General features: G+C 59.7%; 24 protein-coding genes and 2 pseudogenes. 11 read left to right on the top strand and 15 right to left on the bottom strand.

Going from position 1 to position 23,738, the window contains the following annotated elements:
* The first annotated feature begins 309 nt into the window (after positions 1–309).
* A complete protein-coding gene (locus L6D82_RS07300) occupies positions 310–1,212 on the top strand; it encodes a bestrophin family protein (RefSeq protein WP_039768508.1) in 903 nt (300 codons plus the stop codon).
* A 121-nt stretch (positions 1,213–1,333) separates the two neighbouring features.
* On the opposite strand, the gene L6D82_RS07295 is transcribed toward L6D82_RS07300, so the two are convergent.
* The 3 genes from L6D82_RS07295 to L6D82_RS07285 form a co-directional block, all read right to left on the bottom strand.
* Positions 1,334–1,648 (bottom strand): alpha/beta fold hydrolase, encoded by a 315-nt coding sequence (locus L6D82_RS07295; RefSeq protein WP_236188531.1) that lies wholly within the window; start codon positions 1,646–1,648, stop codon positions 1,334–1,336.
* Positions 1,649–1,721: 73 nt separating this feature from the next.
* On the bottom strand, positions 1,722–2,651 hold the full coding sequence (locus L6D82_RS07290) for a ZIP family metal transporter (RefSeq protein WP_236188530.1): 930 nt from the start codon (positions 2,649–2,651) through the stop codon (positions 1,722–1,724).
* A gap of 176 nt (positions 2,652–2,827) precedes the next feature.
* Positions 2,828–3,076 (bottom strand): hypothetical protein, encoded by a 249-nt coding sequence (locus L6D82_RS07285; RefSeq protein WP_236188529.1) that lies wholly within the window; start codon positions 3,074–3,076, stop codon positions 2,828–2,830.
* Between the two features lie 150 nt (positions 3,077–3,226).
* Here L6D82_RS07285 and L6D82_RS28665 point away from each other — a divergent pair, with 150 nt between their 5' ends.
* Together L6D82_RS28665 and L6D82_RS07275 are read left to right on the top strand one after the other, a co-directional pair.
* Positions 3,227–3,724, top strand: a complete 498-nt coding sequence (locus tag L6D82_RS28665) for a short chain dehydrogenase (RefSeq protein ID WP_373870898.1) — start codon at positions 3,227–3,229, stop codon at positions 3,722–3,724.
* A gap of 52 nt (positions 3,725–3,776) precedes the next feature.
* On the top strand, positions 3,777–4,097 hold the full coding sequence (locus tag L6D82_RS07275) for a hypothetical protein (RefSeq protein WP_085745658.1): 321 nt from the start codon (positions 3,777–3,779) through the stop codon (positions 4,095–4,097).
* A gap of 215 nt (positions 4,098–4,312) precedes the next feature.
* Here the strand turns inward: L6D82_RS07275 and L6D82_RS07270 are convergent, their stop codons facing one another.
* From L6D82_RS07270 to L6D82_RS07260, 3 genes are all read right to left on the bottom strand, one after another.
* Positions 4,313–4,972, bottom strand: coding sequence for a carbonic anhydrase (locus L6D82_RS07270; protein WP_085745657.1), 660 nt, complete (start codon positions 4,970–4,972; stop codon positions 4,313–4,315).
* Positions 4,973–5,105: 133 nt separating this feature from the next.
* Entirely contained in the window at positions 5,106–5,615 is a 510-nt protein-coding gene (locus L6D82_RS07265) for a nucleoside deaminase (RefSeq protein ID WP_102716819.1), read from the bottom strand.
* A 30-nt stretch (positions 5,616–5,645) separates the two neighbouring features.
* On the bottom strand, positions 5,646–6,986 hold the full coding sequence (locus L6D82_RS07260; RefSeq protein WP_236188528.1) for a nucleobase:cation symporter-2 family protein: 1,341 nt from the start codon (positions 6,984–6,986) through the stop codon (positions 5,646–5,648).
* Between the two features lie 214 nt (positions 6,987–7,200).
* On the opposite strand from L6D82_RS07260, the gene L6D82_RS07255 reads away from it, so the two are divergent.
* Complete coding sequence (locus L6D82_RS07255; protein ID WP_102716818.1) at positions 7,201–8,115, top strand: LysR family transcriptional regulator; 915 nt, start codon at positions 7,201–7,203, stop codon at positions 8,113–8,115.
* 42 nt (positions 8,116–8,157) lie between these two features.
* Here the strand turns inward: L6D82_RS07255 and L6D82_RS07250 are convergent, their stop codons facing one another.
* The gene (locus L6D82_RS07250; protein ID WP_236188527.1) at positions 8,158–9,072 is read right to left on the bottom strand and encodes a LysR substrate-binding domain-containing protein; all 915 of its coding nucleotides are present in this window, start codon (positions 9,070–9,072) and stop codon (positions 8,158–8,160) included.
* A 198-nt stretch (positions 9,073–9,270) separates the two neighbouring features.
* Between L6D82_RS07250 and L6D82_RS07245 the strand changes: the two genes are divergently transcribed.
* The 4 genes from L6D82_RS07245 (at position 9,271) to L6D82_RS07230 (ending at position 13,302) form a co-directional block, all read left to right on the top strand.
* Positions 9,271–10,020, top strand: coding sequence for an SDR family NAD(P)-dependent oxidoreductase (locus L6D82_RS07245; protein WP_085745652.1), 750 nt, complete (start codon positions 9,271–9,273; stop codon positions 10,018–10,020).
* A gap of 97 nt (positions 10,021–10,117) precedes the next feature.
* The gene (locus L6D82_RS07240; RefSeq protein WP_236188526.1) at positions 10,118–11,416 is read left to right on the top strand and encodes an MFS transporter; all 1,299 of its coding nucleotides are present in this window, start codon (positions 10,118–10,120) and stop codon (positions 11,414–11,416) included.
* A gap of 18 nt (positions 11,417–11,434) precedes the next feature.
* Positions 11,435–12,283, top strand: coding sequence for a transketolase (locus L6D82_RS07235; RefSeq protein WP_236188525.1), 849 nt, complete (start codon positions 11,435–11,437; stop codon positions 12,281–12,283).
* Positions 12,280–13,302, top strand: a complete 1,023-nt coding sequence (locus L6D82_RS07230; protein ID WP_134020064.1) for a transketolase family protein — start codon at positions 12,280–12,282, stop codon at positions 13,300–13,302. Before L6D82_RS07235 ends, L6D82_RS07230 begins: the two co-directional genes overlap by 4 nt.
* A 19-nt stretch (positions 13,303–13,321) precedes the next feature.
* Here L6D82_RS07230 and L6D82_RS07225 read toward each other — a convergent pair.
* A pseudogene (locus tag L6D82_RS07225) lies at positions 13,322–13,864 on the bottom strand (GlxA family transcriptional regulator); the annotation flags it as partial.
* A gap of 12 nt (positions 13,865–13,876) precedes the next feature.
* Between L6D82_RS07225 and L6D82_RS07220 the strand changes: the two are divergent.
* Positions 13,877–14,047: pseudogene (locus L6D82_RS07220) on the top strand (SDR family oxidoreductase); the annotation flags it as partial.
* A 48-nt stretch (positions 14,048–14,095) separates the two neighbouring features.
* Here the strand turns inward: L6D82_RS07220 and L6D82_RS07215 are convergent.
* Together L6D82_RS07215 and L6D82_RS07210 are read right to left on the bottom strand one after the other, a co-directional pair.
* Positions 14,096–14,296: a YbdD/YjiX family protein gene (locus tag L6D82_RS07215; protein ID WP_085745650.1), complete on the bottom strand. Its 201-nt coding sequence runs from the start codon at positions 14,294–14,296 to the stop codon at positions 14,096–14,098.
* A 97-nt stretch (positions 14,297–14,393) separates the two neighbouring features.
* The gene (locus L6D82_RS07210) at positions 14,394–15,509 is read right to left on the bottom strand and encodes an aromatic ring-hydroxylating dioxygenase subunit alpha (RefSeq protein WP_236188523.1); all 1,116 of its coding nucleotides are present in this window, start codon (positions 15,507–15,509) and stop codon (positions 14,394–14,396) included.
* A 227-nt stretch (positions 15,510–15,736) separates the two neighbouring features.
* On the opposite strand from L6D82_RS07210, the gene L6D82_RS07205 reads away from it, so the two are divergent.
* Positions 15,737–17,200 (top strand): aldehyde dehydrogenase family protein, encoded by a 1,464-nt coding sequence (locus L6D82_RS07205; protein WP_236188522.1) that lies wholly within the window; start codon positions 15,737–15,739, stop codon positions 17,198–17,200.
* 61 nt (positions 17,201–17,261) lie between these two features.
* Here L6D82_RS07205 and L6D82_RS07200 read toward each other — a convergent pair whose 3' ends face one another.
* The 3 genes from L6D82_RS07200 to gabT form a co-directional block, all read right to left on the bottom strand.
* Positions 17,262–17,750 (bottom strand): Lrp/AsnC family transcriptional regulator, encoded by a 489-nt coding sequence (locus L6D82_RS07200; RefSeq protein ID WP_039768527.1) that lies wholly within the window; start codon positions 17,748–17,750, stop codon positions 17,262–17,264.
* Between the two features lie 45 nt (positions 17,751–17,795).
* The gene (locus L6D82_RS07195; RefSeq protein ID WP_236188520.1) at positions 17,796–18,452 is read right to left on the bottom strand and encodes an HAD family hydrolase; all 657 of its coding nucleotides are present in this window, start codon (positions 18,450–18,452) and stop codon (positions 17,796–17,798) included.
* A gap of 96 nt (positions 18,453–18,548) precedes the next feature.
* On the bottom strand, positions 18,549–19,841 hold the full coding sequence (gabT, locus tag L6D82_RS07190; RefSeq protein ID WP_236188518.1) for a 4-aminobutyrate--2-oxoglutarate transaminase: 1,293 nt from the start codon (positions 19,839–19,841) through the stop codon (positions 18,549–18,551).
* A gap of 286 nt (positions 19,842–20,127) precedes the next feature.
* Here gabT and L6D82_RS07185 point away from each other — a divergent pair, with 286 nt between their 5' ends.
* Positions 20,128–21,054 (top strand): 2-hydroxyacid dehydrogenase, encoded by a 927-nt coding sequence (locus tag L6D82_RS07185; RefSeq protein ID WP_236188517.1) that lies wholly within the window; start codon positions 20,128–20,130, stop codon positions 21,052–21,054.
* Positions 21,055–21,108: 54 nt separating this feature from the next.
* On the opposite strand, the gene L6D82_RS07180 is transcribed toward L6D82_RS07185, so the two are convergent.
* The gene (locus L6D82_RS07180; protein WP_085745644.1) at positions 21,109–22,188 is read right to left on the bottom strand and encodes a tartrate dehydrogenase; all 1,080 of its coding nucleotides are present in this window, start codon (positions 22,186–22,188) and stop codon (positions 21,109–21,111) included.
* Between the two features lie 27 nt (positions 22,189–22,215).
* Positions 22,216–23,673, bottom strand: a complete 1,458-nt coding sequence (locus L6D82_RS07175; protein ID WP_236188516.1) for an NAD-dependent succinate-semialdehyde dehydrogenase — start codon at positions 23,671–23,673, stop codon at positions 22,216–22,218.
* Positions 23,674–23,738: the final 65 nt, after the last annotated feature.

Genomic DNA, 23,738 nt, shown 5'->3' with positions numbered 1-23,738 from the left:
AAATAAATATCTTTTTGGAATGAGCTTAGGCTTTCCCGCCCGGTTTCCGGAGGTGCTTTTCAAAGCGATGTGGTTTGTTGCGTGCCGACCGCCGGACGTGCTGCACAGCGACAACGATCCTGTATCGCAGGTCCCGCGTGGTTCATCTGCGGTTCAATCGGGATACGAGGATTTTTCTCGCAAGCATTGGCCATTCGGATGGCCGGGCTTCGCAGATTGACTGACGGTTGGCTGCTTCAGGGAACTGCCGGTGCCAGGCATCGTCCGAGCTTAAGCGTTTAAGCAAACTGCTCGCCACGAGGTTTCCGTTTGAAAGCTGCCATCGTCAAAAAATACCGCCTGATCATCAAGACCCTGGGCTACGTGGGCTGGTCTCTGTTCTGGTTGCTGCTGTGGGACATCGCCGTCACCGTCGACTTCATGCTGTTCCTCAACGCCAAGCTGAACCTGCCGCTGATGCCGCTGACCTTGCTGGGTTCGGCGTTGATCGTATTGATCAGTTTTCGCAACAGCAGCGCCTACAACCGCTGGTGGGAAGCTCGGACGTTGTGGGGGGCGATGATCAACAACTCCCGCAGCTTCGCCCGGCAGGTGCTGACGCTGCTGGACGACGCCGGCGGCGAGGTGAATCCGGTCAAATCCACTCTGCTGCGTCGCCACGTCGCGTATGTGAACTGCCTCGCCGCGCATCTGCAAGGCCAGCCTTGTCCTGACGAGGTGCGGGCGTTTATTCCCGCCGAAGAGTTCGCCCGCAGTGGCACGACCAATAACTTTGCCAACGATATTCTCACCGGCTCCGCGACTTTGCTCGCCAAGGAATACAAGGCCGGGCATCTGGACAGTATTCGCCTGGCGCGGCTTGAGTCGACGCTGGTCGACCTGTCCAACAGTCAGGGCGGCATGGAGCGGATCGCCAATACCCCGCTGCCCTACCCTTACGTCTATTTTCCGCGGCTGTTTATTTCGCTGTTCTGCCTGATCGTGCCGGTGGGACTGGTCGAATCCCTGGGCTGGTTCACGCCGCTGGCGTCGACCGTGGTGGGATTCATGCTGCTGGCCATCGAACGCATCGGCACCGATCTGCAAAGCCCGTTTCGCCACAGCGAACACCAGATTCAAATGGAAGCACTGTGCGAAACCATTGAAAAGAACTTGCAGTCGATGCAACGTGATTCGTTGGGTGATGTGCGCAGGCTTGAAGAGCACGCGTGAGGCGCTGCTTTAGCAGCAGCGCGATAGCGGGTCTCCCCTTTTCTTTATCAGGTGCAGAACGACTATTGATGAGACGAGCGGATTAACTGACCAGTGTGCGCTCCAGGCCAGCCTTGGTGTTTCAGTTCGCGATCCTCGGCGCCTTCTCTTCATCGTCATAATGGCGGCGAAGAAATTCGCGGACCAGGACGGCAGTTCGTCCAGCGCTGGTCACCACAAAGAAATGTCCCTCGCCCTCCAGAAGGCGAAGTTCTGAATGTCGGATTGTGCGGCGCAGGATATGGCCGTTGTACGCCTGTATTAACGGATCGCGGTCGCCGGCAAGAATCAGCGTGCGTTGAAGCATCCGGGACAAGCGAAGCAGGCTTGTCCATCCGATCAAGGCTGCGAGCTGGAAATAGTAGGTTTGCGGATTAACAGAGAGCATGCCTTTCATCACACCGAACCGCAGCAGCGTCTGAACTGAATGGCCGGATCTTTCTTGCTTGTGCGGGATGGGAGGTAAGGGGTCAACCCAAAGCCGTGTCGAGAAACATCATGACCCCGAAACCGAGCATCAACCCCAAGGTTGCAGGTGTCTCATGACCGTTGCGATGGGTCTCGGGAATGACCTCATGGGACACCACAAAAATCATCGCGCCCGCCGCCAGACCGAGCGCTATGGGATATCCCAATGCGAAGCTGCTCGAAATCCCCAAGCCGACGATCGCGCCTATGGGCTCCATCAACCCTGAGCCCACCGCAATAAGCGCAGCGCGAAGCGCTGAAATCCCGGTCACGCGTAACGCAAGGGCCACAGCCAGGCCTTCGGGAATGTCTTGAATGGCGATGGCAGTGGTTAGCGGCAATCCCACCTTCATGTCGCCATTGGCAAAGCTCACTCCAATGGCCATCCCCTCCGGCAGGTTATGCAGCGTGATTGCCAGAACAAACAGCCATACGCGATTGATGCGCTGCACCTCGGGCCCACGGCGACCGCTTTTCTCATGTTCGTGAGGCACGAAGCGATCCAGACCGATCATCAGCGCTACCCCCAATCCCAATCCTGCAACGACGACACAGGCTGCGAGCAGCTGGTTACCGCAGAGCTCCTGGGCGGCTTCGATACCCGGAAGAATGAGCGAAAACGAACTGGCGGCCAGCATCATTCCGGCAGCGAAGCCCAGCATGATGTCCTGCGTTCTGGCGGCGATATCACGTAACGCGATCGCTGCCACCGCACCTATGGCCGTCGCAGCGAAGCCTGACATGCCGCCGAGAAATGCAAAGTGCAGATTTTGTTTGTTGGCGCCGACGAAGGCGCCGTACCCGCTGATCAGCAAGCAAAGCGTCACGCCAATCAGAATTGACCAGAAGGCTAGCCCGCCCCATCCGGATTTTGAGAGCCGAACAAACCGTGAGCGAAGTGTTGCGCCAGATGAGGTCAACGGCTCGGACATCGCACCCTCCTGTTGTCTTGAGATGAAAAAACCGCACGCCCTTTGGCGTGCGGTCACGTCGTTAAGGTTGTGGTTCGCCTTTCACACCCGCCCCCAGGTCCGCACCCGTGATCGGATTGCTGTCTGGGTCGGACATCGCCCTGGCTTCGTCGGCAATAGACATGAGCTGAATGACCTCAGTGATAATCCTCACCGGCGACCGCACGCAGATAGGCCGCATCTGCCTCCCTTCTCAGGTCACGCCATTCGGAATCGGTCAACCTACCCAACCGATGCATCTCATCAGACTGGCGCAATAGTTCCTCGTGATAGGCATCGGGACACTCCATGCGTAACGCTCGGTGCTCCAACGCACGATGCCAGGCATCCAGGGCTTTCAATTTGGATTCCTGCTCAAGCGTCAGTTGATTCTTGAAAGCATTCATTTCACCCACCCCGTACATTTCCCGGTTGAGCAACAGTTTTCGAATTAGGTTCAAAAGGTCTGACGAAGCACAGCCTTTCGGTAATCTCGATGGAACGTTGCGCCAGGCCCCGTCCTCTATCGCAACACCAGCGAATCTGAGGATTTCATCATGATCGACCCAGCAACCGGTATGAAGGCAGGCGAGCGCTACACCATAGACAGTCTCGAACGCACGCGACATTTCCCGGGTTTCTTCCTCGACGGAAAATATTATCTTGGCCCGGAATTGATGACGGCCATAGGTTGGCTGGAAGGAAAGCAGTTTTATTACGATGAACTTGATCCCACGGGTGAGCCGGTGTTTCCCGATCGACTCGCCGGGACTGTCGAGGACCTCACCCTGACTCTCGCGGACGGTGCGCGTTTGCCCTTGAACGAAATGCCGTACAGGGCAGATGTCGACTCCCCTGCCAGTCCAAGCAGTCTTAATCCATCGCCATCACGGAATCGACCTGCTCCGGCAAGCGATCAACTCGGAGTCGAGGGCGTCCGGATGTCAGGTAAACATCCGTATCCAATCCTCCTGGCGGCAGGCGCTGCGTTAATGCTGGGAATACTGCTTGGAGTCAAACAAGCCAATCGCCTTCCTGCCCGAAAACGTAGATAGCCGTCCTTGCTGAATTTTTGGAGAAGTGCTCTTTGAACGGTCGGAGACAGGAATGCATCCAGTGACACCAGACGGTCGCTACTTTGTTGTCAAAGGCCGGCTATGGCGATGTTCCAACCCGTCTTTGGATGAAGATGTGCGCCAGCGTCTTGTCGATGCGCTTATGGCCGCTCGACGAGAGGTCAAGAACGCTAAGAGTGCGCAGGACGGGTCGCAACTGAAGCGCGCTCGGGAAAAGGTACAAATGGCCAAAGTGGCCCTCGGGGAACGGGGGCCTGTCTGGTGGGCTGATGGAAGCGCTGACTTCAACCGGCGGCTGGTCGTCAACTCCCCTTATGCCGAATGGTTCAGCTCGCTCCAAGAGCCTGATTAACTCTCGGCGTAAGGTGCGATTCGGATGACGTTCCAGTGTTGCTCATAATCGACGAACCGAGGCAATGGATGCACCCAATACAACCGCTGGCCCTCTGGCATTTGTACGACGTAGCCAAGTTAACGCTGCGGTGGCTTGGCATAAGGTGCCCAGCCCTTGACTCAACGCATGCTTAGAGAATTCTCGTTATCAGCGACGTGCAGTCCTTCCGCGAGTTACAACTGACCAGCATCGCGCGCAGCAACGGCAACGGTGGTCGGTGAATCGGAAAGCTTGACGAAGCGCCGAGTTGCACCATCCAGCGCATCGATGCAGCCCGCCTCGATGTCATAGACCCAGCCATGCAAATTCAAGCGTCCTTGCTCAAGCGCAAGCGCCACCGATGGATGGGTGCGCAGGTTCGCCAGTTGTGCGATCACGTTTTCACGAACGAGGCCATCGAGCTTGTCGCGTGGCGTATCGAACTCATGCGCCGCGTTGATCGCTTTCGCGGCGTCCGAGTGCCGAAGCCAGTTGGCAACTGCCGGAAGATGATCCAGACACGTGCAGCGTGAAATCGCGCCCATCGCTCCGCAATCCGAGTGGCCGCAGATCACAATGTCCCGTACCCCGAGCACTGCAACCGCATATTCGACGGTAGCCGAAACACCACCCGGTTCAGGACCATATGACGGCACAATGTTGCCGGCGTTGCGGATCACGAACAGCTCACCCGGCTCACGCTGTGTGAGCAGTTCTGGCACTACACGACTGTCCGAGCATGTGACAAACAACGCCTTTGGGTTTTGCTCTGTCGCGAGCTGCCTGAAAAGCTCGACGCGTTGTGGATACACCTCGCGCTGAAACCGCAGAAAGCCATCAATAATGTCACGCATAAAGTCCTCCAAAGCCTGATTCCGGATGCCGAGACGAGCACTCGATGCCTTCGCGCCTCAGTGGGGCGTCATTATCGCAGACGTTGCAGGCGAGTGCGCGACCTCACACCGCTCAAGCTTCGTTTCAAACCTGTCAGGACCAAAACCCTCTGTGCGGTTCAGCGGCCTCCCCCTCCAACATCGGCCCCAGCACGCTGACCTTGCGTTGCCCCTTGGCGAACACTTCGCGGCACGGCAGCGAGAAAGTCGGGTTCTCAGGGTGGTCCCCCGTCAAACCCAGCAAGGCATGCTCCGACAAGGCATAGACCACCCGCCCGATCCCCGTCCAATACACGGCGCCGGCGCACATGCAGCAAGGTTCGGCGCTGGTGTAGAGCGTGCACAGTTCCAACTCCTGCGGCGACAGCAGTTTTGCCGCTGCCGCCGCTGCCACCAACTCGGCGTGCTGCGTCGGATCACCTTCCGGGGGCATAGAGTTGTTCCCCGCTTCGACAATCACCTTGCCGTTGCGGTCGGCCACCAATGCCGCGAACGGATGGCGACCGCGTTGCTTCGATGCCTCGGACAAGGCGATGGTCTGGCGCAGTAATTTCAGATCAAGCGCGCTGATGCCAGCCGGGATGAGTTCAGTCAATTGATTCATGGGTAACTCCAGGGCAGTGGAAAACAAAAGTCAGTCGGCCAGTTCAGCCGATGTAGCGCCGATGGTTTCGGTCGATTTTTTTTCATCGTTGAGCAGGACGTTGAGGACGATGGCGGTGATCGCTCCGAGGAAAATTCCACTGTCGAGCACCAGTTTCAGGGTCGGGCCGACGTGTTCGAACAGCGCCGGAAAGGACATCGGCAGCACCCCGACACTCACTGACACGGCGACGATAATGCCGTTGCGCGTACCCTCGAATTGCACCCGTGACAGTTCCTGAATCCCCGCCACCGTGGTCATGCCGAACATCACAATCGCGCAGCCACCGAGCACCGGCGTCGGCACCGCGGCGATCAACGCGCCGAGTTTCGGGAACAGGCCCATCAGCACCATGATTGCCCCGGCAGCGGCCACGACGAAGCGGCTTTTCACGTTGGAAAGCGCAATCAAACCGGTGTTCTGGGTGAAGGCGTTGTAAGGAAAGCTGTTGAACAAGCCACCGAGCATGGTCGACAAGCCGTCGGCGCGAAATGCGTTGCCGAGGGTTTGTTGCGTGATCGGTTTTCCGGTCAATTTGCCGATCGCCAGGCAGTTGCCGGTGGTCTCGGCCATGATGACCAGCATCGCCAGGGTCATGATCAGAATCGGCACCGGCGCGAATTCCGGCGCGCCGAACGCCATCGGCGCACTCAGCTCAAACCACGCCGCTTCGCTGACCCGATTGAAGTGAGTCATGCCGCAAGCCGCTGCGATCAGGCTGCCGACAAACAGGCCAATCAGCACGCTGAGGTTGCCGATGAAGCCTTTGAATTTGGCGTAGATCACCAGCGTCACACTGACCGTGGCCAAACCGAGTAACAGGTTGGCGGGATTGCCAAAATCTGCCGCATCGGGATTGCCGCCGCCCAGCCAGATCGCCGCCGCCGGCATCAGCGAGATGCCGATAATGGTGATCAGGCTGCCAATTACCACCGGCGGAAAAAACCGCAGCAAGCGGCTGAACACCGGTGCCAGCGCAATGGTGAGAAAACCCGCCGCGATCACCGCGCCGAAAATCTGACTGAGGCCAAACTCCTTCCCGATCATGATCATCGGCGCCAGGGCAATGAACGAACAGCCCTGAATCAGCGGCAGGCGGGCGCCGAACTTCCAGAAACCGAGGGTTTGAATCAGCGTCGCCACACCAGAGGTCAACAGGTTCGCGTTGATCAGCAACACCACCTGTGCCGAGGTCAGCCCCATCGCACTGCCAAGAATCAGCGGCACCGCCACCGCTCCCGCGTACATCACCAGAACATGCTGCAAGCCAAACGTGAACAACTGGCGCAGTGGCAAAACCTCGTCCACCGGATGAATGCGTTGTGTGGTCATTTCACACGCTCCTGAAAGTGCGGCATCTGTTGAGATAGCGGGCATGCTCGGGGCGTTTGAAAGGAGGATCCGCCCCGGAGATCGTTTTGACGCGGGGCCATATTTGAACGTTTATTGCGATGAAACAAATTAGCAACCATCGCTTTTTCCGATGGCACGAATCTGGCATCTGCTAGCCACTCCAAACCTTCATTTCGAACCGGGAGTTCAACGCTTGCGCTTCTCACTCGATCAACTGCAAATGTTCGTCCAAGTGGTCAAAAGCGGATCGTTTTCCGCCGCCGGGCGCAAACTGGGCAAGACCCAATCGACCATCAGCGCAGCGATTGCCAACCTCGAAACCGACCTTGGCGTCGACCTGTTCGATCGCAGCAACCGCAGCCCTGCTCTCACCGCCAGCGGCCACAAATTACTGGTGCAGGCCGAAGCCGTGCTCGAACGCTGCATGACCTTCGAAGCCCACGCCGACTGCCTCTCGGACAACGTAGAACCCAGCCTGACATTGGCCATTGAAACGCCGTACGGCCCGATCATGCCGGTGCTCAAAGCTTTCGAAGCAGCGTTCCCCTTTGTCGACCTGATCATTCGTCATCCGGTCCATGGCGACGTCAGTGAACTGGTCAGCAGCGGCGAAGCGGTGCTCGGTGTGGCGTTCTCACAGCCCGGCTACCCCAAGGAGCTGGCGTTCCAGCAACTGGGCAAACTGATCATGCTGCACGTCTGCCATCCTCGGCACCCATTGGCGCAACTTGAAAACGTCACGTTCGAGGACCTGCACGTCCATCGCCGCCTGGCCTTCAGCGCCCACGCGAGCAAACTGCCGAGCAGCGAATACCTGCGTTCGACCCAGTTGTGGCAGGCGGAAAGCTATCTGGCGTTATTGGAAATGGTCCGCGCCGGACTCGGCTGGGCCACCCTGCCCCGCCAGCTCATTCAGCGTGAACTGGCCAAGGGTGAGCTGGTGGAACTGCAGCTCTCGGCGTATCCGCACACGGACTGGCAGATTGGTGTGGATTTGCTCTGGGCGCGGCAGCGGCCGCTGGGTAAGGCGGAGCGGTGGCTGAAGGAGAAGTTGCGGGGCAACAAGGTGTATGAACTGGATCGCAACGGGCAGACCACCACGCTTTGAGGTTTGCACATGACGCCCAATACCTCGCCGATCGCGCCAGCATCAGTAACTGAAGTCATGCCCCAACTCACGCTGCATCCATTCCAGAAAACGCCTCACCCGGGGAAACCCCGCATGCGCCCTCGGGAAAACCAGGTGGTGCGCGGTAATCGGGGCACTCAGCCCGGGAATGACTTCAACCAACTCGCCGCGCGCCAGATAGTCCTGCGCCAGCAGCGTGCTTTCCAGTGCAAAACCAAGACCGTGACTGGCGGCCTCGAGGGTCATGTAGGAGCGGTCAAAGCTCAAGGTATAGGGGCTTTCAGGGCGCGACAGCCCGTGTTGAGCAAACAGTTGCGGCCACTTGATCAGCGTCGCTTCCGACAGGATCAGGTTGCAGTCCAGCAAGTCGGCGACGGCGCGGATGGGGCGTTTTTCCAGAAGCTTGGGTGATGCGAGGACTGCGATTTTTTCGTTGCGCAACGTGCGCACTTCGAAACTTGGCCAGTTCGGCATGCCGTGGCGGATGTCCACGTCGATCTTGTCCCGACTGAAGTGCAGCGATTCATAGGAGCATGAGAGATTGAGCTGAATGTCGGGATGGCTCTCGCGAAACTGTTCCAGGCGCGGCATCAGCCACAACAGGCCGAAGCTGGGTGACGAATGCAATCGCAGGCAGTCGAGGCTGACATCACTGGTCGCACGCTCTGTTGCCACCGCCAGGCTGTGCAGGATGCCGGATATCTCGGACAGGTATTGCTCGCCCACGGGCGTCAACGTCACTCCCCTCGCCGTTCTGAGGAACAGCTGTCGCCCGATCATCGCCTCGAGTTTGGCCAGTTGGTGACTGACTGCCGAGGGCGTCAGGTCCAGCACTTCGGCCGCACGCGCGACGTTGCCAAAGAGCGCAGTTTGCTCAAAGGCCTGAATGGCTTTCAGCGGTGGCAGGATCGGCGGTGCTTCGCCAGATGAACTCATGATGATGGTTATTCCGCTGCAAGTGGCTGAGGCCGGGCGTTCGGCTATTCAAACACCGCAATCGCATGTTGGCGAGTGCTGAATTTTTTTCAGCATCCAGTGAAGTTTGCGTTATTGCTCAGGGTCGTTACGGGAGACAAGCTGAGTCATCGGTTCTGCACGGACCGACTCAATAACAACAATCAGAGGATTTCTCCCATGCTTCTTCAAGGCAAAGTCGCGATCATCACAGGTGCTGCCTCCGCACGTGGTATCGGCCGCGCGACAGCTACGACCTTCGCTCAACATGGCGCCCGGGTGGTGATTCTGGATCTGGACGCATCCGCTGCCCGCGATGCCGCTGCCTCTTTGGGCGAGGGTCATCTCGGCCTGGCTGCCAACGTCGCCGACGAGTCCCAGGTACAGCAGGCTGTCGCCACCATCATCGAACACTTCGGCCGGATCGATATACTGGTCAACAATGCCGGCATCACCCAACCCCTCAAGACCCTCGATATCCGCCCCGGTGATTACGACAAGGTGCTGGACGTCAGCCTGCGCGGTACGTTGCTGATGTCCCAGGCGGTGATTCCGCTCATGCGCCAGCAAGCCAGCGGCAGCATCGTGTGCATGTCTTCGGTTTCCGCGCAGCGCGGCGGCGGCATTTTTGGCGGGCCTCATTACAGCGCCGCCAAGGCCGGTGTGCTGGGCCTGGCCAAGGCCATGGCGCGTGAGCTGGGGCCGGACAACGTACGCGTCAACTCCATTGCTCCCGGCCTGATTCACACTGACATTACGGGAGGCCTGATGCAGGACGAGCGCCGCCACGCGATCATCGACGGCATTCCGTTGGGTCGCCTGGGCGAGGCCCAGGATGTGGCCAATGCGGCGCTGTTCCTGGCCAGCGACTTGTCCTCCTATCTGACCGGCATCACCCTGGATGTGAACGGCGGCATGCTGATTCACTGACACACGTGGCGGGCCTCGCGGCCCGTGCGGTTCTGGATCGATGATACGGCCGGGCATTCTTGCCCGGCGGTCAATAAAAACAAGAGATCAGACCATCATGACTACCCTGTCGCTCGAAGCCGTTTCGGCGGTGCGTTCCAACGCCTACCGTAAAACCGCATGGCGCCTGATGCCGTTCCTGATGCTGTGCTACCTGTGCGCCTACCTCGATCGCGTCAACGTCGGCTTTGCCAAACTGCAAATGATGAACGATCTGGCGCTCAGCGAAACAGTCTACGGACTGGGCGCCGGCATGTTCTTCATCGGCTACTTTCTCTGCGAAGTGCCCAGCAACATCATCCTGCACAAGGTCGGCGCGCGAGTGTGGATCGCGCGCATCATGATCACCTGGGGCATTGTCTCCGCCCTCTTCGCCTTCGTCGAAACCGCCTGGCAGTTCTACGCCCTGCGCTTTCTGCTGGGCATTGCCGAAGCCGGCCTGGCGCCGGGTCTGCTGCTGTACCTCACCTACTGGTTTCCGTCCTACCGGCGTGCGCGCATGACGGTGTTGTGGTTCATCGCCATCCCGTTGTCGGGCATGGTCGGCGGTCCGCTCTCCGGATGGATCATGAACCACTTCGCCGGTATGCACGGCTGGGCCGGCTGGCAATGGATGTTTGTGCTGGAGGCTGTGCCTACGGTGGTTGTCGGACTGTTGGTGCTCAGCTACCTCAAGGATGGCGTGCATCAGGCCAGTTGGCTCAACGACGACGAAAAAGCCTTGATCGCTCGTGAGCTGGCGGAGGATGACCAGCAGAAAGTGACGCATGCGTCCGTGGGCGAATTCATTCGTGACCGTCGCCTCTGGCTGCTCGCGGGGATCTATTTCTGTGTGGTGATGGGGCAGTACGCAATCACCTTCTGGCTGCCGACCCTTGTGCGTAATGCCGGGGTCTCCGATCCGATGAAGATCGGCTTGCTGACCAGCCTGCCGTACCTCTGTGCCATCGCCGCCATGTTGCTGGTCGGACGCAGTGGCGACAAACATCGCGAACGCCGCTGGCACCTGATCGTGCCGATGATTGCCGGGGCCATCGGCCTGACCCTCGCGGCGCTGATGGGAGGCAATGTGATGCTGTCCATTCTCAGTCTGTGCCTGGCGGCTTCCGGCATCCTGTCCGCGACCTCGCTGTTCTGGATGCTCCCGACCACGCTGCTCGGCGGTGTCTCCGCTGCGGCCGGCATCGCCGCCGTCAACAGCTTCGCCAACCTTGCCGGCTTCTGCTCGCCCTACTTGATTGGCTGGATAACCACACTCACTGGCTCCAGCGCTATCGGCATGTATCTGATCACCGGCGTATTGCTGGTCGGCGCCTCGCTGGTTCTGCGCATTCCCGCTGCCTTGGTCAATCGTTGATTCACAGGAGAATTCACCATGACTGCCAACCTTTCATTCACAACAACCCAGACGCTGGCCGAGCGCGCCCACAACATTCGCCGCCATGCCTTGCGCATGGGCCAGGTGCAAGGCCAGGGCTACGTCGGCCAGGCCCTCGGTGCCGCCGACCTGCTCGCGGTCGCCTACTTCCATGCGCTGAGCTATCGCCCTGAAGACCCGGCGTGGGAGCCGCGTGATCGTTTCTATCTGTCGATCGGTCACTACGCGATTGCGCTGTACGCGGCGCTGATCGAAGCCGAGATCATTCCGCTCGATGAGCTTGAAACCTACGGCTCGGATGACAGCCGATTGCCGATGTCGGGCATGGCCGCCTACACGCCAGGCATGGAAATCACCGGTGGTTCGTTGGGTCAGGGGCTGGGCATCGCCGTCGGGGCCTGCCTGGGTCTCAAGCGCAAGGGCTCGACATCGTTCGTCTACAACCTGCTGTCGGACGGCGAGCTGAACGAAGGTTCGACCTGGGAGGCCGTGATGTCGGCCTCGCACTGGAAGCTCGATAACCTGATCGCCATCGTCGACGTCAACAACCAGCAAGCAGACGGCCACTCCAGCGAGATCCTGTCGTTCGAACCCATCGTGGATCGCTGGAAAGCGTTCGGATGGTTCACCCAGCGCGTCGACGGCAATGATCTGGACGCACTGGTCGAAGCCTTCGATGCCGCCCGCCACCACCCCGGCGCTCAGCCACGGGTGATCATCTGCGACACCACCATGGGCAAAGGTGTGCCCTTCCTCGAAAACCGCGAAAAGACCCATTTCATCCGTGTGGACGAACACGAATGGGATCTGGCACTGACCACGCTTGAAGAAGGAAAAAACCAATGAGCAACGCCGCCAACACACCGACCTCGACTGGCGAACCGATCAAGAAGCGCCTGACCACCTCGGCGATGATTGCCTCGATTGCCTCCGAAGGCCAAGCCACCCGCTCAGCACCTTTTGGCCATGCATTGACCGCACTGGCGGATCAGCGTCCGGACATCGTCGGCCTCTCCGCTGACCTGTCCAAGTACACCGACCTGCACATTTTCGCCAAGGCCCATCCCGAGCGCTTCTATCAGATGGGCATGGCCGAACAGTTGCTCATGAGTGCGGCCGCAGGCATGGCCCGCGAAGGTTTCGTACCGTTCGCCACCACGTATGCGGTGTTCGCCTCGCGCCGCGCCTATGACTTCATCTGCATGGCCATTGCCGAGGAAAACCTCAACGTCAAAATCGTTTGCGGATTGCCCGGCCTCACCACCGGTTACGGCCCCAGCCACCAGGCCACCGATGACCTGGCGATCTTCCGGGCGATGCCCAACCTGATGATCGTCGACCCTTGTGACGCATTGGAAATCGAACAGGCCGTGCCTGCCATTGCCGCGCATCAGGGGCCGGTCTACATGCGGCTGCTGCGCGGCAACGTGCCGCTGGTGCTGGATGAGTACGGGTATCAATTCGAGATCGGCAAGGCCAAGACCCTGCGCACCGGTAACGATGTCCTGATCATCTCGACCGGTTTGATGACCATGCGCGCATTGGAGGCCGCCAAGGCGCTGCAGACTGATGGCGTCGATGTCGCCGTGCTACATGTGCCGACGATCAAACCGCTGGATGAACAGACCATTCTCGCCGAGGCCCGCAAGTCTGGCCGGCTGGTGGTTACCGCAGAAAACAGCTCGATTATTGGCGGGCTGGGTGAAGCGGTTGCCGGGGTACTGCTGCGCAACGGAGTGACGCCGACGTTCAGGCAGATCGCGTTGCCCGACGCCTTCCTCGACGCCGGCGCACTGCCGACACTGCATGATCGCTATGGCATTTCCACCGACGCCGTCTGCGCGCAAATCAAGTCCTGGCTTTGACTGCTGCTGATCGGGGCGCTTACGGATGAGGGCCCCGATCAGATGGATTCTCCTGGCCGATTCGCCTGGCATCCCGTCGAACTGCCTGCGGCGGAACTCCAAACCCTCGCATGAATACTTCGCGCATGTGGCGACGGTCTCGAAACCCCGTTTCCTTCGCCACGCGATCCAGGCTGTGACGACTTCGCTCGATCATCACGCGAGCGGCCTCCAGACGCAGGCTTTCAACAGCCTTGGCCGGTGACTGGCCTGTCTCGGCAGTAAATACCCGGGTGAATTGTCTGGGACTCAAGTGCACGACGTCGGCAAGTTCCTCCACGCTGAGCGGGCGGTCCAGGTGCGTGCGCGCATACTCCAGCGCGCTTTGAATACGGTCCGACTTTGGAGCAAGCGCAAGCAGTTCCGAATGCTGGGACTGCCCACCCGAACGCCGTTGATGCATGACCAGTTTGTGCGCCACCGACCGGGCCATGTCCGTGCCCAGATCCTTTTCCACCATGCCCAACGCCATGTCCAGCGCGGCTGTCATGCCTGCCGACGTCCAGACGGGACCGTCGACGATAAGGCTTCCGGCATTGGCCGCGCTTTGGCCGAGGCATTTCACCAGCGCGGCAATCAGGTCATCATCGCGGGCCGTCGCCAGGCCCTGCTGGATGAGATTGCTCGGGCCAATCCGGGAATCGACACCGTCCAGCTGGACATCAATGACCCGCAGCAAATCAAGGCCGTCGCCCAGGAAGTCATAGAGGAGGACATCTGAAGGCGATGGACGACGAGCGCGCTGAGGACCAAATCAGCAGCAACGCGTCGTGCATTGCCGTCCGCCGTAACGGGCTTTTTGCCGCTCCTCGAAAAACTCTTTGTAGGTCATTACCGGCTCGCCTGGATGACTGGCGGTTCGGAGTGCCACATAGTTATCGTAATCAGGCATGCCCACCATCAAGCGTGCCATCTGGCGTACCCAATTGTTGAAGAGATTCAGCTTGAACTTCATTTGCGCGTTTCCTTCTGGACTGGCGTTGCAGATGTGCCGTCCCATTCTGCAAGGCATTTGTATCTGGCATGTGTCTGAGTGCCAGATCGACACCCCTCTATTCTCGTTCGTGGGTAACGTCCACCAAGGGAATGGGCTCAATCGCCCAAGCGCGAACATGACGACGTTCGGGGCTGGGAACTGCGCACGCCATACGCCCCGTAAACGTGCGCGCGAGACGTTCTTCATCGATTCGCCAGCCACGCAGTTCCAGTGCCTGCACGCCTCTGCGAAAGGCAATTTGCAGCGCATCGGATTTCAATGAAACCTCCTGCTGAAACGAGTCCGGCACGCGCTCGGGCCGAACGTTTTTCAGCACCGCGTGATCTTGCTCGAAAATACGGATATTGCTGGCAATGAACCTGCGATCAAGCAGTCGGGAACGCAGGAATGTTCTGCCCATCATCCACCAGGTTCGCGTGCGATTGGCGTCAATCGGGACATGCGCCGAGACGATGTAGATCCGCCATCCATTGGGTAATTCAAGCTCCAGCGTCGTGCACGGGCCAGAAAAATGAAAGCCCGGCACAGTGACCACACTGACAAATTCGGTGGATGATTTTCGCCGTAACAACCCTTTGCGCGCGGGCCTGCGCATGAGCATCTGTGCGCTGCCGCTCCACGCATCGCTTTCGACTTCAAACGATTCAATCTCGGGATGATCCGGATCGCCGAAGGTAGAGCCATGGACAAACGGTGCATGCGCAAAATCGAGGCCGTTTTCAATAATCCGGTCCCAACTGGCCTCCCAGTCAAAATGGCCTGATACCACCCGCACGGCAGGATCATCGATCCAGTCGAGTGCGGGTAGCGGCGGACGCTCAGGCTCAGGCAGGTCCCCTAGAAATGCCCAGATCCAGCCGTAACGCTCCAGCGTCGGATAGGCGTCGACGCGGGCCTTGGCAGGAATTCGCAGGTCCGGCTGCGCAGGTATATGTGTGCAAACTCCATCCGCACCAAATCGCCAGCCGTGATAGGGGCATTGCACACTGTTGCCCACCCTTCTGCCGCCCGACAACGATCCGCCGCGATGCACGCAAACATCCGAAAGCACGTGAGCGACGCCAGCGTCATCACGGAACGCAACAAAAGGCTGTCCGAGCAAACGAACCGGCATCAGTCCGTCAGTCAACTGCGACGATGGAAGAACGACGTACCAGAGGTTGGTGAGCATGAGTGCGTGCGACCTGTCAGGTTGGAAAGATAAAACAGAGACAATGTCCGCCCCTGAGATACAGCAGATTATCCCTTGCCGACTTCAAGAACGGCATATTTCGACTGAGCCCTTTTGTTAGCTTATTCAAACCACAGGGCACCGCATGTACCGGTGCCCTGGCGCCGCTCTTCCCTCCCTTCCCCTGCTGTTAACAGCCCCCATCAGTCCTTTAAGGAGCTAGTTGGATGACAACACAATCTTCGAATACCTACGCCGTGGATTCGCATACGTCTCAACAGTTTTATATCAATGGAGGCTGGTGTTCGCCGGCAACGCCTGGCAGTTTGCCCGTGGTCAATCCGGCGACTGAAAGCGTAGTTGCAGAGGTCGCCAGCGGGTCGGCCGCAGACGTTGATCGGGCCGTCGCTGCAGCGCGTGCGGCGTTTCCTCACTGGTCTGCGATTTCCGCCGAAGCGCGTGCGGGTTTTCTTGGCAAGATTTACGACCTGATCCTTGAGCGAAAAGAGCCGCTTGCGCAGGCCCTTTCTCTGGAAATGGGTGCTGCCATCGGTTTTGCCCGAGCGATGCAAGTGCCCTTGGCGGCCGAACACGTTCGGATTGCCCGTGACCTGCTGTCCACCTATCGCTTCCAGACGGTTGAAGGCGGCACCGCGATTGAACGCGAACCCATCGGTGTTTGCGGTCTCATCACCCCTTGGAATTGGCCGCTGTATCAAATCACCGCCAAGGTGGCTCCAGCGATTGCGGCCGGATGCACTGTGGTGCTGAAACCCAGCGAACTGTCACCGTTGAGCGCCCTTCTTTTCGCCCAACTCGTGCATGACGCCGGCCTGCCACCGGGTGTCTTCAATCTGGTCAATGGCACGGGCCCCGAGGTCGGCGGCGCCATGGCTGCGCACCCGGATATCGATATGATTTCGATCACCGGATCAAACCGCGCAGGCGCGCTGGTCGCACAGGCGGCCGCCCCTACAGTGAAACGCGTCACCCAGGAACTGGGCGGCAAGTCACCCAACGTGCTGCTGCCCGATGCCGACTTCGCCAACGTCGTGCCACTGGGCGTGATGACGGCGTTTCGCAACGTCGGGCAATCCTGCAGCGCCCCGACCAGAATGATCGTACCCAAGGACCGGCTCGCGGAAGTCGAGGCGCTGGCCGCTGCAACCGCCAACGCGATCATTGTGGGGGATCCGCAATCGGAAGAAACGGTACTCGGTCCGATAGCCAATGAGGCCCAGTTCAAGCGAGTGCAATCCATGATCGAATCGGGCCTGAATGAAGGGGCCAAACTCCTCTGCGGCGGACCAGGCCGCGTGCCTGGTCATGAAACAGGCTTCTATGCCCGACCGACTGTCTTTTCCGAGGTTGACTCGAGCATGCGCATTGCCCAGGAGGAAATCTTCGGGCCAGTGCTGTGCATCATTGCCTATGAAACGCTCGATGAGGCTGTCGCGATCGCCAACGACACGGTGTATGGACTGAGCGCTCACGTTCAATCCCGCGACCTTGATCATGCACGCGCCGTTGCCTCACGCATCCGCGCAGGACAAGTACTGCTGAACCACCCGGCCTGGAATCCCATGGCCCCGTTCGGTGGCTACAAACGGTCCGGCAATGGTCGTGAATTTGGTGTCTACGGCTTTGAGGAATATCTGGAAACCAAAGCCATTGTCGGCTTTGGTGGCTAGCACACAGTGGGGGACATTCAGCTGTCCCCTATTGGTTCGCACCTGATGGATGTAGGGAGCTTCAGTGCCGCAACAACTTGCGCAACGGCACGCCGTCCTTGAGCACCGGGGATTTGATGACGATGTAGCTGAAGTACTTGGAAATGCCGATGTTTTTATCCAGCAGGCTTTCAATCACTTCCTGATAGTGCTGAATACTGCGCGTCATGAAGCGCACCAGATAATCGTAGCCACCACTGATCAAATGGCACTCGAGCACTTCATCCACCAACCGAATGTTCGACTCGAACTTGGCGAAGTCTTCGCGCTTGTGGTCACTCAGGGTGATTTCGGTGAAGACCGTTACCGATTCGGTGATCTTCGCCAGGTTCAGGTGTGCCTTGTAGCTGGAAATGTACCCGGCCGATTCCAGCCGTTTGACCCTTTGCAGACAGGGGCTGGCCGACAATCCCACGGCATCGGCCAGGCTGACATTGGTCATGCGCCCGTCCCTCTGCAACTCAACCAGGATACTGATGTCGATGCGGTCCAGTTTGACTAAACCTTCCATTGCGAACCTCTTGACTGCCATTTGTAGGACAATCTACTAGCAAAATCAGCGCCGTAAAGACAGCTGATGCTGTGCGACCAGGTCAGCCATGCTGTTGATGCAATAATCCGCAGCACACGGGGTCGGCTGTTGGCCCCGTTCGCGCCCGATCAGACACACATCGGTCAGCGCCGAGCCACGGGCGGCGGGTCGGGTCACCCGCAGAATGTGCTCCGGCTTCAGCTCGTTGGCATTCAACCAGTCCTCGTCCCGCAGCGGATCGTTGGCCAGCGAAATAAAGTCATCGGCCACAATCCCCAGATGCTCGCACAACACGGCGCGATCCTCGGCATCCCGGTCGCCCACCACCAACAGGCGATAAAACTTGCGCAAGTACAGCATCGCTCCCGGCGCGTCTTCGAACAATGACCAGTTGGCAGCAGAGCGCGCGAAACTCATGCCCTCCTCCCAACTGGCTTTCAGGCTCCAGCGCTCGGCCAATTGGCGATGGGCGAAACACAGCAATCCACTGAAGCCCAGTTCGGCAAAGCGCGGATAGAGCCCCTGCACCACCTCGCGAAACTCGCCCAGCACCTGTTCCTTGTCCGGGCGCCCGCCCCGGCTGTCGAGCAACGGCTGCAGCGCTGCCCAGACACCCGAATCACGGTCAACCAGGACTTCGTCGCAATCGATGAGCAGTGCTCGATATTCAGTCAGCCCCATGGTGTACACAGCCTCCGATGATGCGTTTCATCAATCCGTGCGCCAAAAAGGTTCAGCGACGCTGGCCAGCGACCGCGCGGCTGAACCCGGCGGACATCAGTTCAATACCCGTGCCAATGCAGCCTGCAGAATCTGCAACGCTTCATCGATCTGCGCTTCGGTCGTCACCAGTGGCGCGAGGAAGCGCAGGACGTTGCGATAGACGCCGCACTTGATCACCAGTAAACCACCTTTGCGCGCTTCATCGATCACACGCTGGTTCAGATCTGCATCCGGGGAGCGCGCTTCATCATTCTTGACCAGCTCGATGGCCAGCATGAAACCGGTGCCGCGTACGTCACCGATCTGCGGGTGACGGCGCTGCAACTGCAGCAAACCTTCACGCAAGCGCTTGCCCAATGCATCGCCACGTTCGAGCAGTTTTTCTTCTTCGTAAGCGTCGATCACCGCCAGGGCCGCGGCGCAGGAAAGCGCATTGCCGCCGTAGGTGCCGCCGAGGCCTCCGGGCAACGGCGAATCCATGATTTCAGCTCTGCCGACCACGCCCGATAACGGCAGCCCCCCGGCCAGACTCTTGGCGACGGTGACCAGGTCAGGCTGGATGCCGGCGTGCTGGAAACCGAACCACTTGCCGGTGCGGCCGAATCCGGTCTGGATTTCATCGAGGATCAGCACGATGCCGTGCTTGTGGGTCAACTCGCGCAATGCCTGAAGGAACTGTGCCGGCGCCGCAAGGAAACCACCGTCGCCCTGCACCGGTTCAATGATGATCGCCGCAACCCGCTCCGGCGCAACCTGAGTGGCGAGCAACTCGTCCAGCGCCTTGAGGGCCATTTCGCTGGTAACGCCGCGATAGGCATTGGGATATGGGGTGTGAAACACCTCCGGCGCGAATGGCCCGAAGTTCTGTTTGTAGGGCTGGCTCATGCCGGTCAGCGTGGTGCCGAGCAAGGTGCGTCCATGGAAACCGCCGCGGAAGGAGATCACCGCAGAGCGGTTGGTGTGAGCGCGGGCGATTTTGACCGCGTTCTCCACGGCTTCGGCGCCGGAGGTGAAGAACGCCGCTTTGTAATGTTCCTCGCCACCTATCATTTCGCACAAGCGCTGGGCCAGATCCAGATAAGGCTTGTAGGCCACCACCTGAAAGCAGGCGTGCGAGACCTTATGCAATTGGGCCTGCACCGCTGCAACCACTTTGGGGTGGTTATGGCCAATGTTCAGCACGCCGATGCCGCCGACGAAGTCCAGGTAACGCTGGCCGTCCACGTCCCACAATTCAGCCCCTTGGGCGCGATCAATCACCAGTGGATGAGCGGTGACCAGTCCGCGTGGCACGAACTGATCACGCTGACGGAGTAAATGAGGCGTTTGGTCGACTTGGCTGTTCATGGCATTTCCCTTCGTGAGTCCGGCAGCCCGGAGTGAATGCAGGAGGTGGTTACACAGGGTCTTAAGATTAAGACTTGTGCGGAACGAACTACGCCGAACTTGGCCCCTGAGAAATCCGGATCGACTGTTTTCACCCTGCCAAACGGCAGATTCCTTCAGGCCGCCGAATCTGCCGGCCGCGTGCGTATATGACGTGGCGCGCAGTGTTCGCAGCGCTGCTTTCGACAGATCCTGCTCTGGCGTTGGGCGATGATGGGAGCACCTTCAACCTCCTCAGGAATTGACCATGGCCCTGCTCTACAAAGCTGACCCCGTGCGCGGCGAACGGTGGAAAGCACTGTTCGCCGAACATGCCCCGGACATCGAATGGCGCGCCTGGCCGGACATCGGCGATCCCGCAGACATCAAATACCTGGCGGCGTGGCAGGCGCCGGAGGATCTGCAGACGGTGCTGCCGAATCTGCAGGTGTTGTTTGCGTTGTCGGCCGGCGTCGATCAACTGGATTTGAGCCGTGTCCCGCCAAGTCTTCCGGTGGTGCGCCTGCTCGATCCCGGGATCACCCAAGGCATGTGCGAGTACGCCAGTTTTGCCGTGCTCGCTTTGCACCGGGACATGTTGCGCTATCGCCAGCAGCAGATGGCGCGGTGTTGGCAGGCGCACCTGTTGCAGCCGGCGCATCAACGTCGGGTGGGGGTGATGGGCCTCGGTACTCAGGCGCAGCAGATTCTCGCCACCTTGCAGCCACTGGGCTTTGCCCTCAAGGGCTGGGCGCGTAGCGCGCATCGGATTGCCGGCGTCGAGTGCTTTGCCGGTCGCGAGCAACTGCCGGCGTTTCTGAGCCAGTGCGACATTGTGATGTGCGTATTGCCGCTGACCGAGCAGACCCGTGGCATTCTCAATCGTGAGTTGTTTCGGCAATTACCGCGTGGCGCGGCCCTGATCAACATGGGGCGCGGTGGGCATCTGGTGGAAGAAGACTTGCTCCAAGCGCTGGACAGCGGGCAACTGAGCGGCGCGGTGCTGGATGTGGTGCAGAACGAACCGGCGCCGGCGGATCATCCCTTCTGGGGCCATCCGCAGATTCTGCTGACGCCGCATATCGCGGCGATGACCCAGCCGGAAAGCGCATTTGCTGTCCTGCTGGAAAACATCCGCCGCTTCGAGCGCGGCGAGTCCATGAGCGGTCAGATCGACCGCAGCAAAGGTTACTGATTCAGACCCTCTGCACGAGCGAGCAGGCTCACTCGTGCAGAGGATGACGATGCTTCAGAGGAACTCGGCGATGGCCCTGCCGACATCCTGGGTCGAGCCCTTCCCGCCCAGGTCCGGGGTGATCGGGCCCTCGGCGATCACCCGCTCGATCGCCTGCAGGATCCCGTCGTGTGCTGCGCGATAACGCTCGTCACCGTTGCCCAGGAAATCGAGCATCAGCGCCCCGGACCAAATCATCGCAATCGGGTTGGCGATGTTCTGCCCATAGATGTCCGGCGCCGAACCATGCACCGGCTCGAACAGCGACGGAAAACGTCGCTGCGGATCAAGGTTGGCCGACGGCGCAATGCCGATGGTTCCGGCACACGCCGGCCCGAGGTCGGAGAGGATGTCGCCGAACAGGTTCGACGCCACCACCACATCGAACCGATCCGGTTGCAGAACGAAGCGCGCGCACAAGATATCGATGTGCTGCTTGTCCCACGTCACCTGCGGGTACTGCGCGGCCATCAGTGCGGTGCGCTCATCCCAATAAGGCATGCTGATCGAAATGCCGTTGGACTTGGTCGCTGCGGTCAGGCGCTTGCGTGGCCGGGTCTGGGCCAGGTCGAAGGCGAACTTGAGAATCCGGTCGACACCCCGGCGGGTGAAGACCGATTCCTGCAGCACGAACTCATGCTCGGTGCCTTCGAACATCTTACCGCCGACCGATGAATATTCACCTTCGGTGTTCTCGCGAATCACCACGAAATCGATGTCCCCCGGTTCGCGTCCGGCCAACGGGCATGGCACCCCGGGGAACAAGCGCACCGGGCGGATATTCACGTACTGGTCGAAGTCGCGACGGAATTTCAGCAGCGACCCCCACAGGGAAATATGGTCCGGCACTTTCTCAGGCCAGCCCACGGCGCCGAAGTAAATCGCGTCGAAGCCCTTGAGCTGTTCGAACCAGTCCTCGGGCATCATCTGCCCGTGTTCCAGGTAATAATCGCAATGCGCCCAGTCGAGCACTTCAATGCTCAAGTCCAGCTGCCATTTTTTCGCGGCCTGCTCCAGCACCCGCAGCCCCTCGGGCAGCACTTCCTTGCCAATCCCGTCGCCGGCAATCGCGGCGATCTTGAAGACCTTGCTCATCAGTTGTGGCTCCCCGTTGTTGTGAAGTTACAAGCCGCCGATGTGGAAGGCTTTGACTTCAAGGTATTCGTCGAGACCGTATTTGCTGCCTTCACGGCCCAGCCCCGATTGCTTGATGCCGCCGAACGGCGCGACTTCCATGGAGATGATTCCGGTGTTGAGGCCGACCATGCCGAATTCCAGCGCTTCGCCGAAACGCCATGAGCGACGCAAATCTTGAGTGAAGTAATACGCGCCGAGGCCAAACGGCGTGGCGTTGGCCAGCGCCAAGGCTTCGGCTTCGTCGGTGAACCGCATCAGCGGCGCGACCGGGCCGAAGGTTTCTTCGTTGGCCAGGAGCATGCCGGCGTGGGCATCGCCAAGCACCGTCGGTTGCACAAATTGACTGTCACCCTCGGGAACGCCGCCGCAAAGCAGCTGCGCGCCCTGACTCAAGGCATCATCGATGTGGCGGGCCACCTTGCTCACGGCCGCCTTGTTGATCAGCGGGCCGATGGTCACGTTGTCTTGCAGGCCATTGCCGACCTTGAGCTTGCCGACTTCCTCGATCAGACGCTGGGCAAAACGCGGGTAAATGCCGTCCTGCACCAGAATCCGGTTGGCGCAGACGCAGGTCTGCCCGGCGTTGCGAAACTTGCTCAGCATGATCCCGGTAATCGCCTGCTCAAGATCAGCATCGTCAAACACAATGAACGGTGCGTTGCCGCCGAGTTCCAGGCTCAATCGCTTGATGTGTTCGGCACTCTGACGCATCAGCAAACGGCCCACCGCTGTGGAACCGGTGAAAGAAATCTTGCGCACCGTCGGGTTGCCGGTCAGCTCTTCGCCAATCCCGGCGGGCATGCCGGTCAGCACATTGAACACCCCGGCCGGAATGCCGACGCGCTCAGCCAACACCGCCAACGCCAGCGCCGACAGCGGCGTCAGATCCGACGGCTTGACGATAATCGGGCACCCCGCCGCCAGGGCCGGTGCACACTTGCGGGTAATCATCGCGTTGGGGAAATTCCACGGTGTGATCGCCGCGCAGACCCCCACCGGTTGCTTGAGGGTCAACAGTCGGCGGTCGCCGCTGGGGGCCGGCATGGTTTCGCCGTAAATCCGCCGCGCCTCTTCGGCAAACCATTTGACGAAACCCGCGCCGTAGCGGATTTCACCTTTGGCTTCGTTCAGCGGCTTGCCTTGTTCGCAGGTCATGATCAGCGCCAGATCGTCGAGGTTGTCGATCATCGCCTGATACCAACGTTCCAGCAGCGCCGCACGTTCGGCGGCCGGTCGTGCCCGCCAGGCAGGCCACGCCCGTTCGGCGGCATCGATGGCGCGTCGGGTTTCCACACCTTGCATGGCGGGCACGCGGCCGATCAATTCGCCGCTGGCCGGGTCGACGACATCCAGGGTCGCGCGGTCATCGGCGCCGATCCACTGGCCGTTCACATAAGCGAGTTCTGCGAGAAGACCGGGGTCTTTCAAACGATTCTTGAGCATGGTCGAGTCCTGATCCGAGACAGATTCCAGTCTAGGGAGACTCGACGGATGAGGATGCTGAAAGC

Origin of the sequence: Pseudomonas paraglycinae (assembly GCF_021601625.1) — a bacterium.
Taxonomy (GTDB): Bacteria; Pseudomonadota; Gammaproteobacteria; order Pseudomonadales; family Pseudomonadaceae; genus Aquipseudomonas; species Aquipseudomonas paraglycinae.
This window is presented reverse-complemented; position numbering and strand designations above follow the sequence as displayed.

What these genes read in the sequence shown, in the direction of transcription:
- L6D82_RS07295 (WP_236188531.1), bottom strand. Translation starts at nt 1,648, where the DNA reads ATGAAAGGCATGCTCTCTGTTAATCCGCAAACCTACTATTTCCAGCTC.
- L6D82_RS07290 (WP_236188530.1), bottom strand. Translation starts at nt 2,651, where the DNA reads ATGTCCGAGCCGTTGACCTCATCTGGCGCAACACTTCGCTCACGGTTT.
- L6D82_RS07285 (WP_236188529.1), bottom strand. Translation starts at nt 3,076, where the DNA reads ATGAATGCTTTCAAGAATCAACTGACGCTTGAGCAGGAATCCAAATTG.
- L6D82_RS28665 (WP_373870898.1), top strand. Translation starts at nt 3,227, where the DNA reads ATGATCGACCCAGCAACCGGTATGAAGGCAGGCGAGCGCTACACCATA.
- L6D82_RS07275 (WP_085745658.1), top strand. Translation starts at nt 3,777, where the DNA reads ATGCATCCAGTGACACCAGACGGTCGCTACTTTGTTGTCAAAGGCCGG.
- L6D82_RS07270 (WP_085745657.1), bottom strand. Translation starts at nt 4,972, where the DNA reads ATGCGTGACATTATTGATGGCTTTCTGCGGTTTCAGCGCGAGGTGTAT.
- L6D82_RS07265 (WP_102716819.1), bottom strand. Translation starts at nt 5,615, where the DNA reads ATGAATCAATTGACTGAACTCATCCCGGCTGGCATCAGCGCGCTTGAT.
- L6D82_RS07260 (WP_236188528.1), bottom strand. Translation starts at nt 6,986, where the DNA reads ATGACCACACAACGCATTCATCCGGTGGACGAGGTTTTGCCACTGCGC.
- L6D82_RS07250 (WP_236188527.1), bottom strand. Translation starts at nt 9,072, where the DNA reads ATGAGTTCATCTGGCGAAGCACCGCCGATCCTGCCACCGCTGAAAGCC.
- L6D82_RS07245 (WP_085745652.1), top strand. Translation starts at nt 9,271, where the DNA reads ATGCTTCTTCAAGGCAAAGTCGCGATCATCACAGGTGCTGCCTCCGCA.
- L6D82_RS07240 (WP_236188526.1), top strand. Translation starts at nt 10,118, where the DNA reads ATGACTACCCTGTCGCTCGAAGCCGTTTCGGCGGTGCGTTCCAACGCC.
- L6D82_RS07235 (WP_236188525.1), top strand. Translation starts at nt 11,435, where the DNA reads ATGACTGCCAACCTTTCATTCACAACAACCCAGACGCTGGCCGAGCGC.
- L6D82_RS07230 (WP_134020064.1), top strand. Translation starts at nt 12,280, where the DNA reads ATGAGCAACGCCGCCAACACACCGACCTCGACTGGCGAACCGATCAAG.
- L6D82_RS07215 (WP_085745650.1), bottom strand. Translation starts at nt 14,296, where the DNA reads ATGAAGTTCAAGCTGAATCTCTTCAACAATTGGGTACGCCAGATGGCA.
- L6D82_RS07210 (WP_236188523.1), bottom strand. Translation starts at nt 15,509, where the DNA reads ATGCTCACCAACCTCTGGTACGTCGTTCTTCCATCGTCGCAGTTGACT.
- L6D82_RS07205 (WP_236188522.1), top strand. Translation starts at nt 15,737, where the DNA reads ATGACAACACAATCTTCGAATACCTACGCCGTGGATTCGCATACGTCT.
- L6D82_RS07200 (WP_039768527.1), bottom strand. Translation starts at nt 17,750, where the DNA reads ATGGAAGGTTTAGTCAAACTGGACCGCATCGACATCAGTATCCTGGTT.
- L6D82_RS07195 (WP_236188520.1), bottom strand. Translation starts at nt 18,452, where the DNA reads ATGGGGCTGACTGAATATCGAGCACTGCTCATCGATTGCGACGAAGTC.
- gabT (WP_236188518.1), bottom strand. Translation starts at nt 19,841, where the DNA reads ATGAACAGCCAAGTCGACCAAACGCCTCATTTACTCCGTCAGCGTGAT.
- L6D82_RS07185 (WP_236188517.1), top strand. Translation starts at nt 20,128, where the DNA reads ATGGCCCTGCTCTACAAAGCTGACCCCGTGCGCGGCGAACGGTGGAAA.
- L6D82_RS07180 (WP_085745644.1), bottom strand. Translation starts at nt 22,188, where the DNA reads ATGAGCAAGGTCTTCAAGATCGCCGCGATTGCCGGCGACGGGATTGGC.
- L6D82_RS07175 (WP_236188516.1), bottom strand. Translation starts at nt 23,673, where the DNA reads ATGCTCAAGAATCGTTTGAAAGACCCCGGTCTTCTCGCAGAACTCGCT.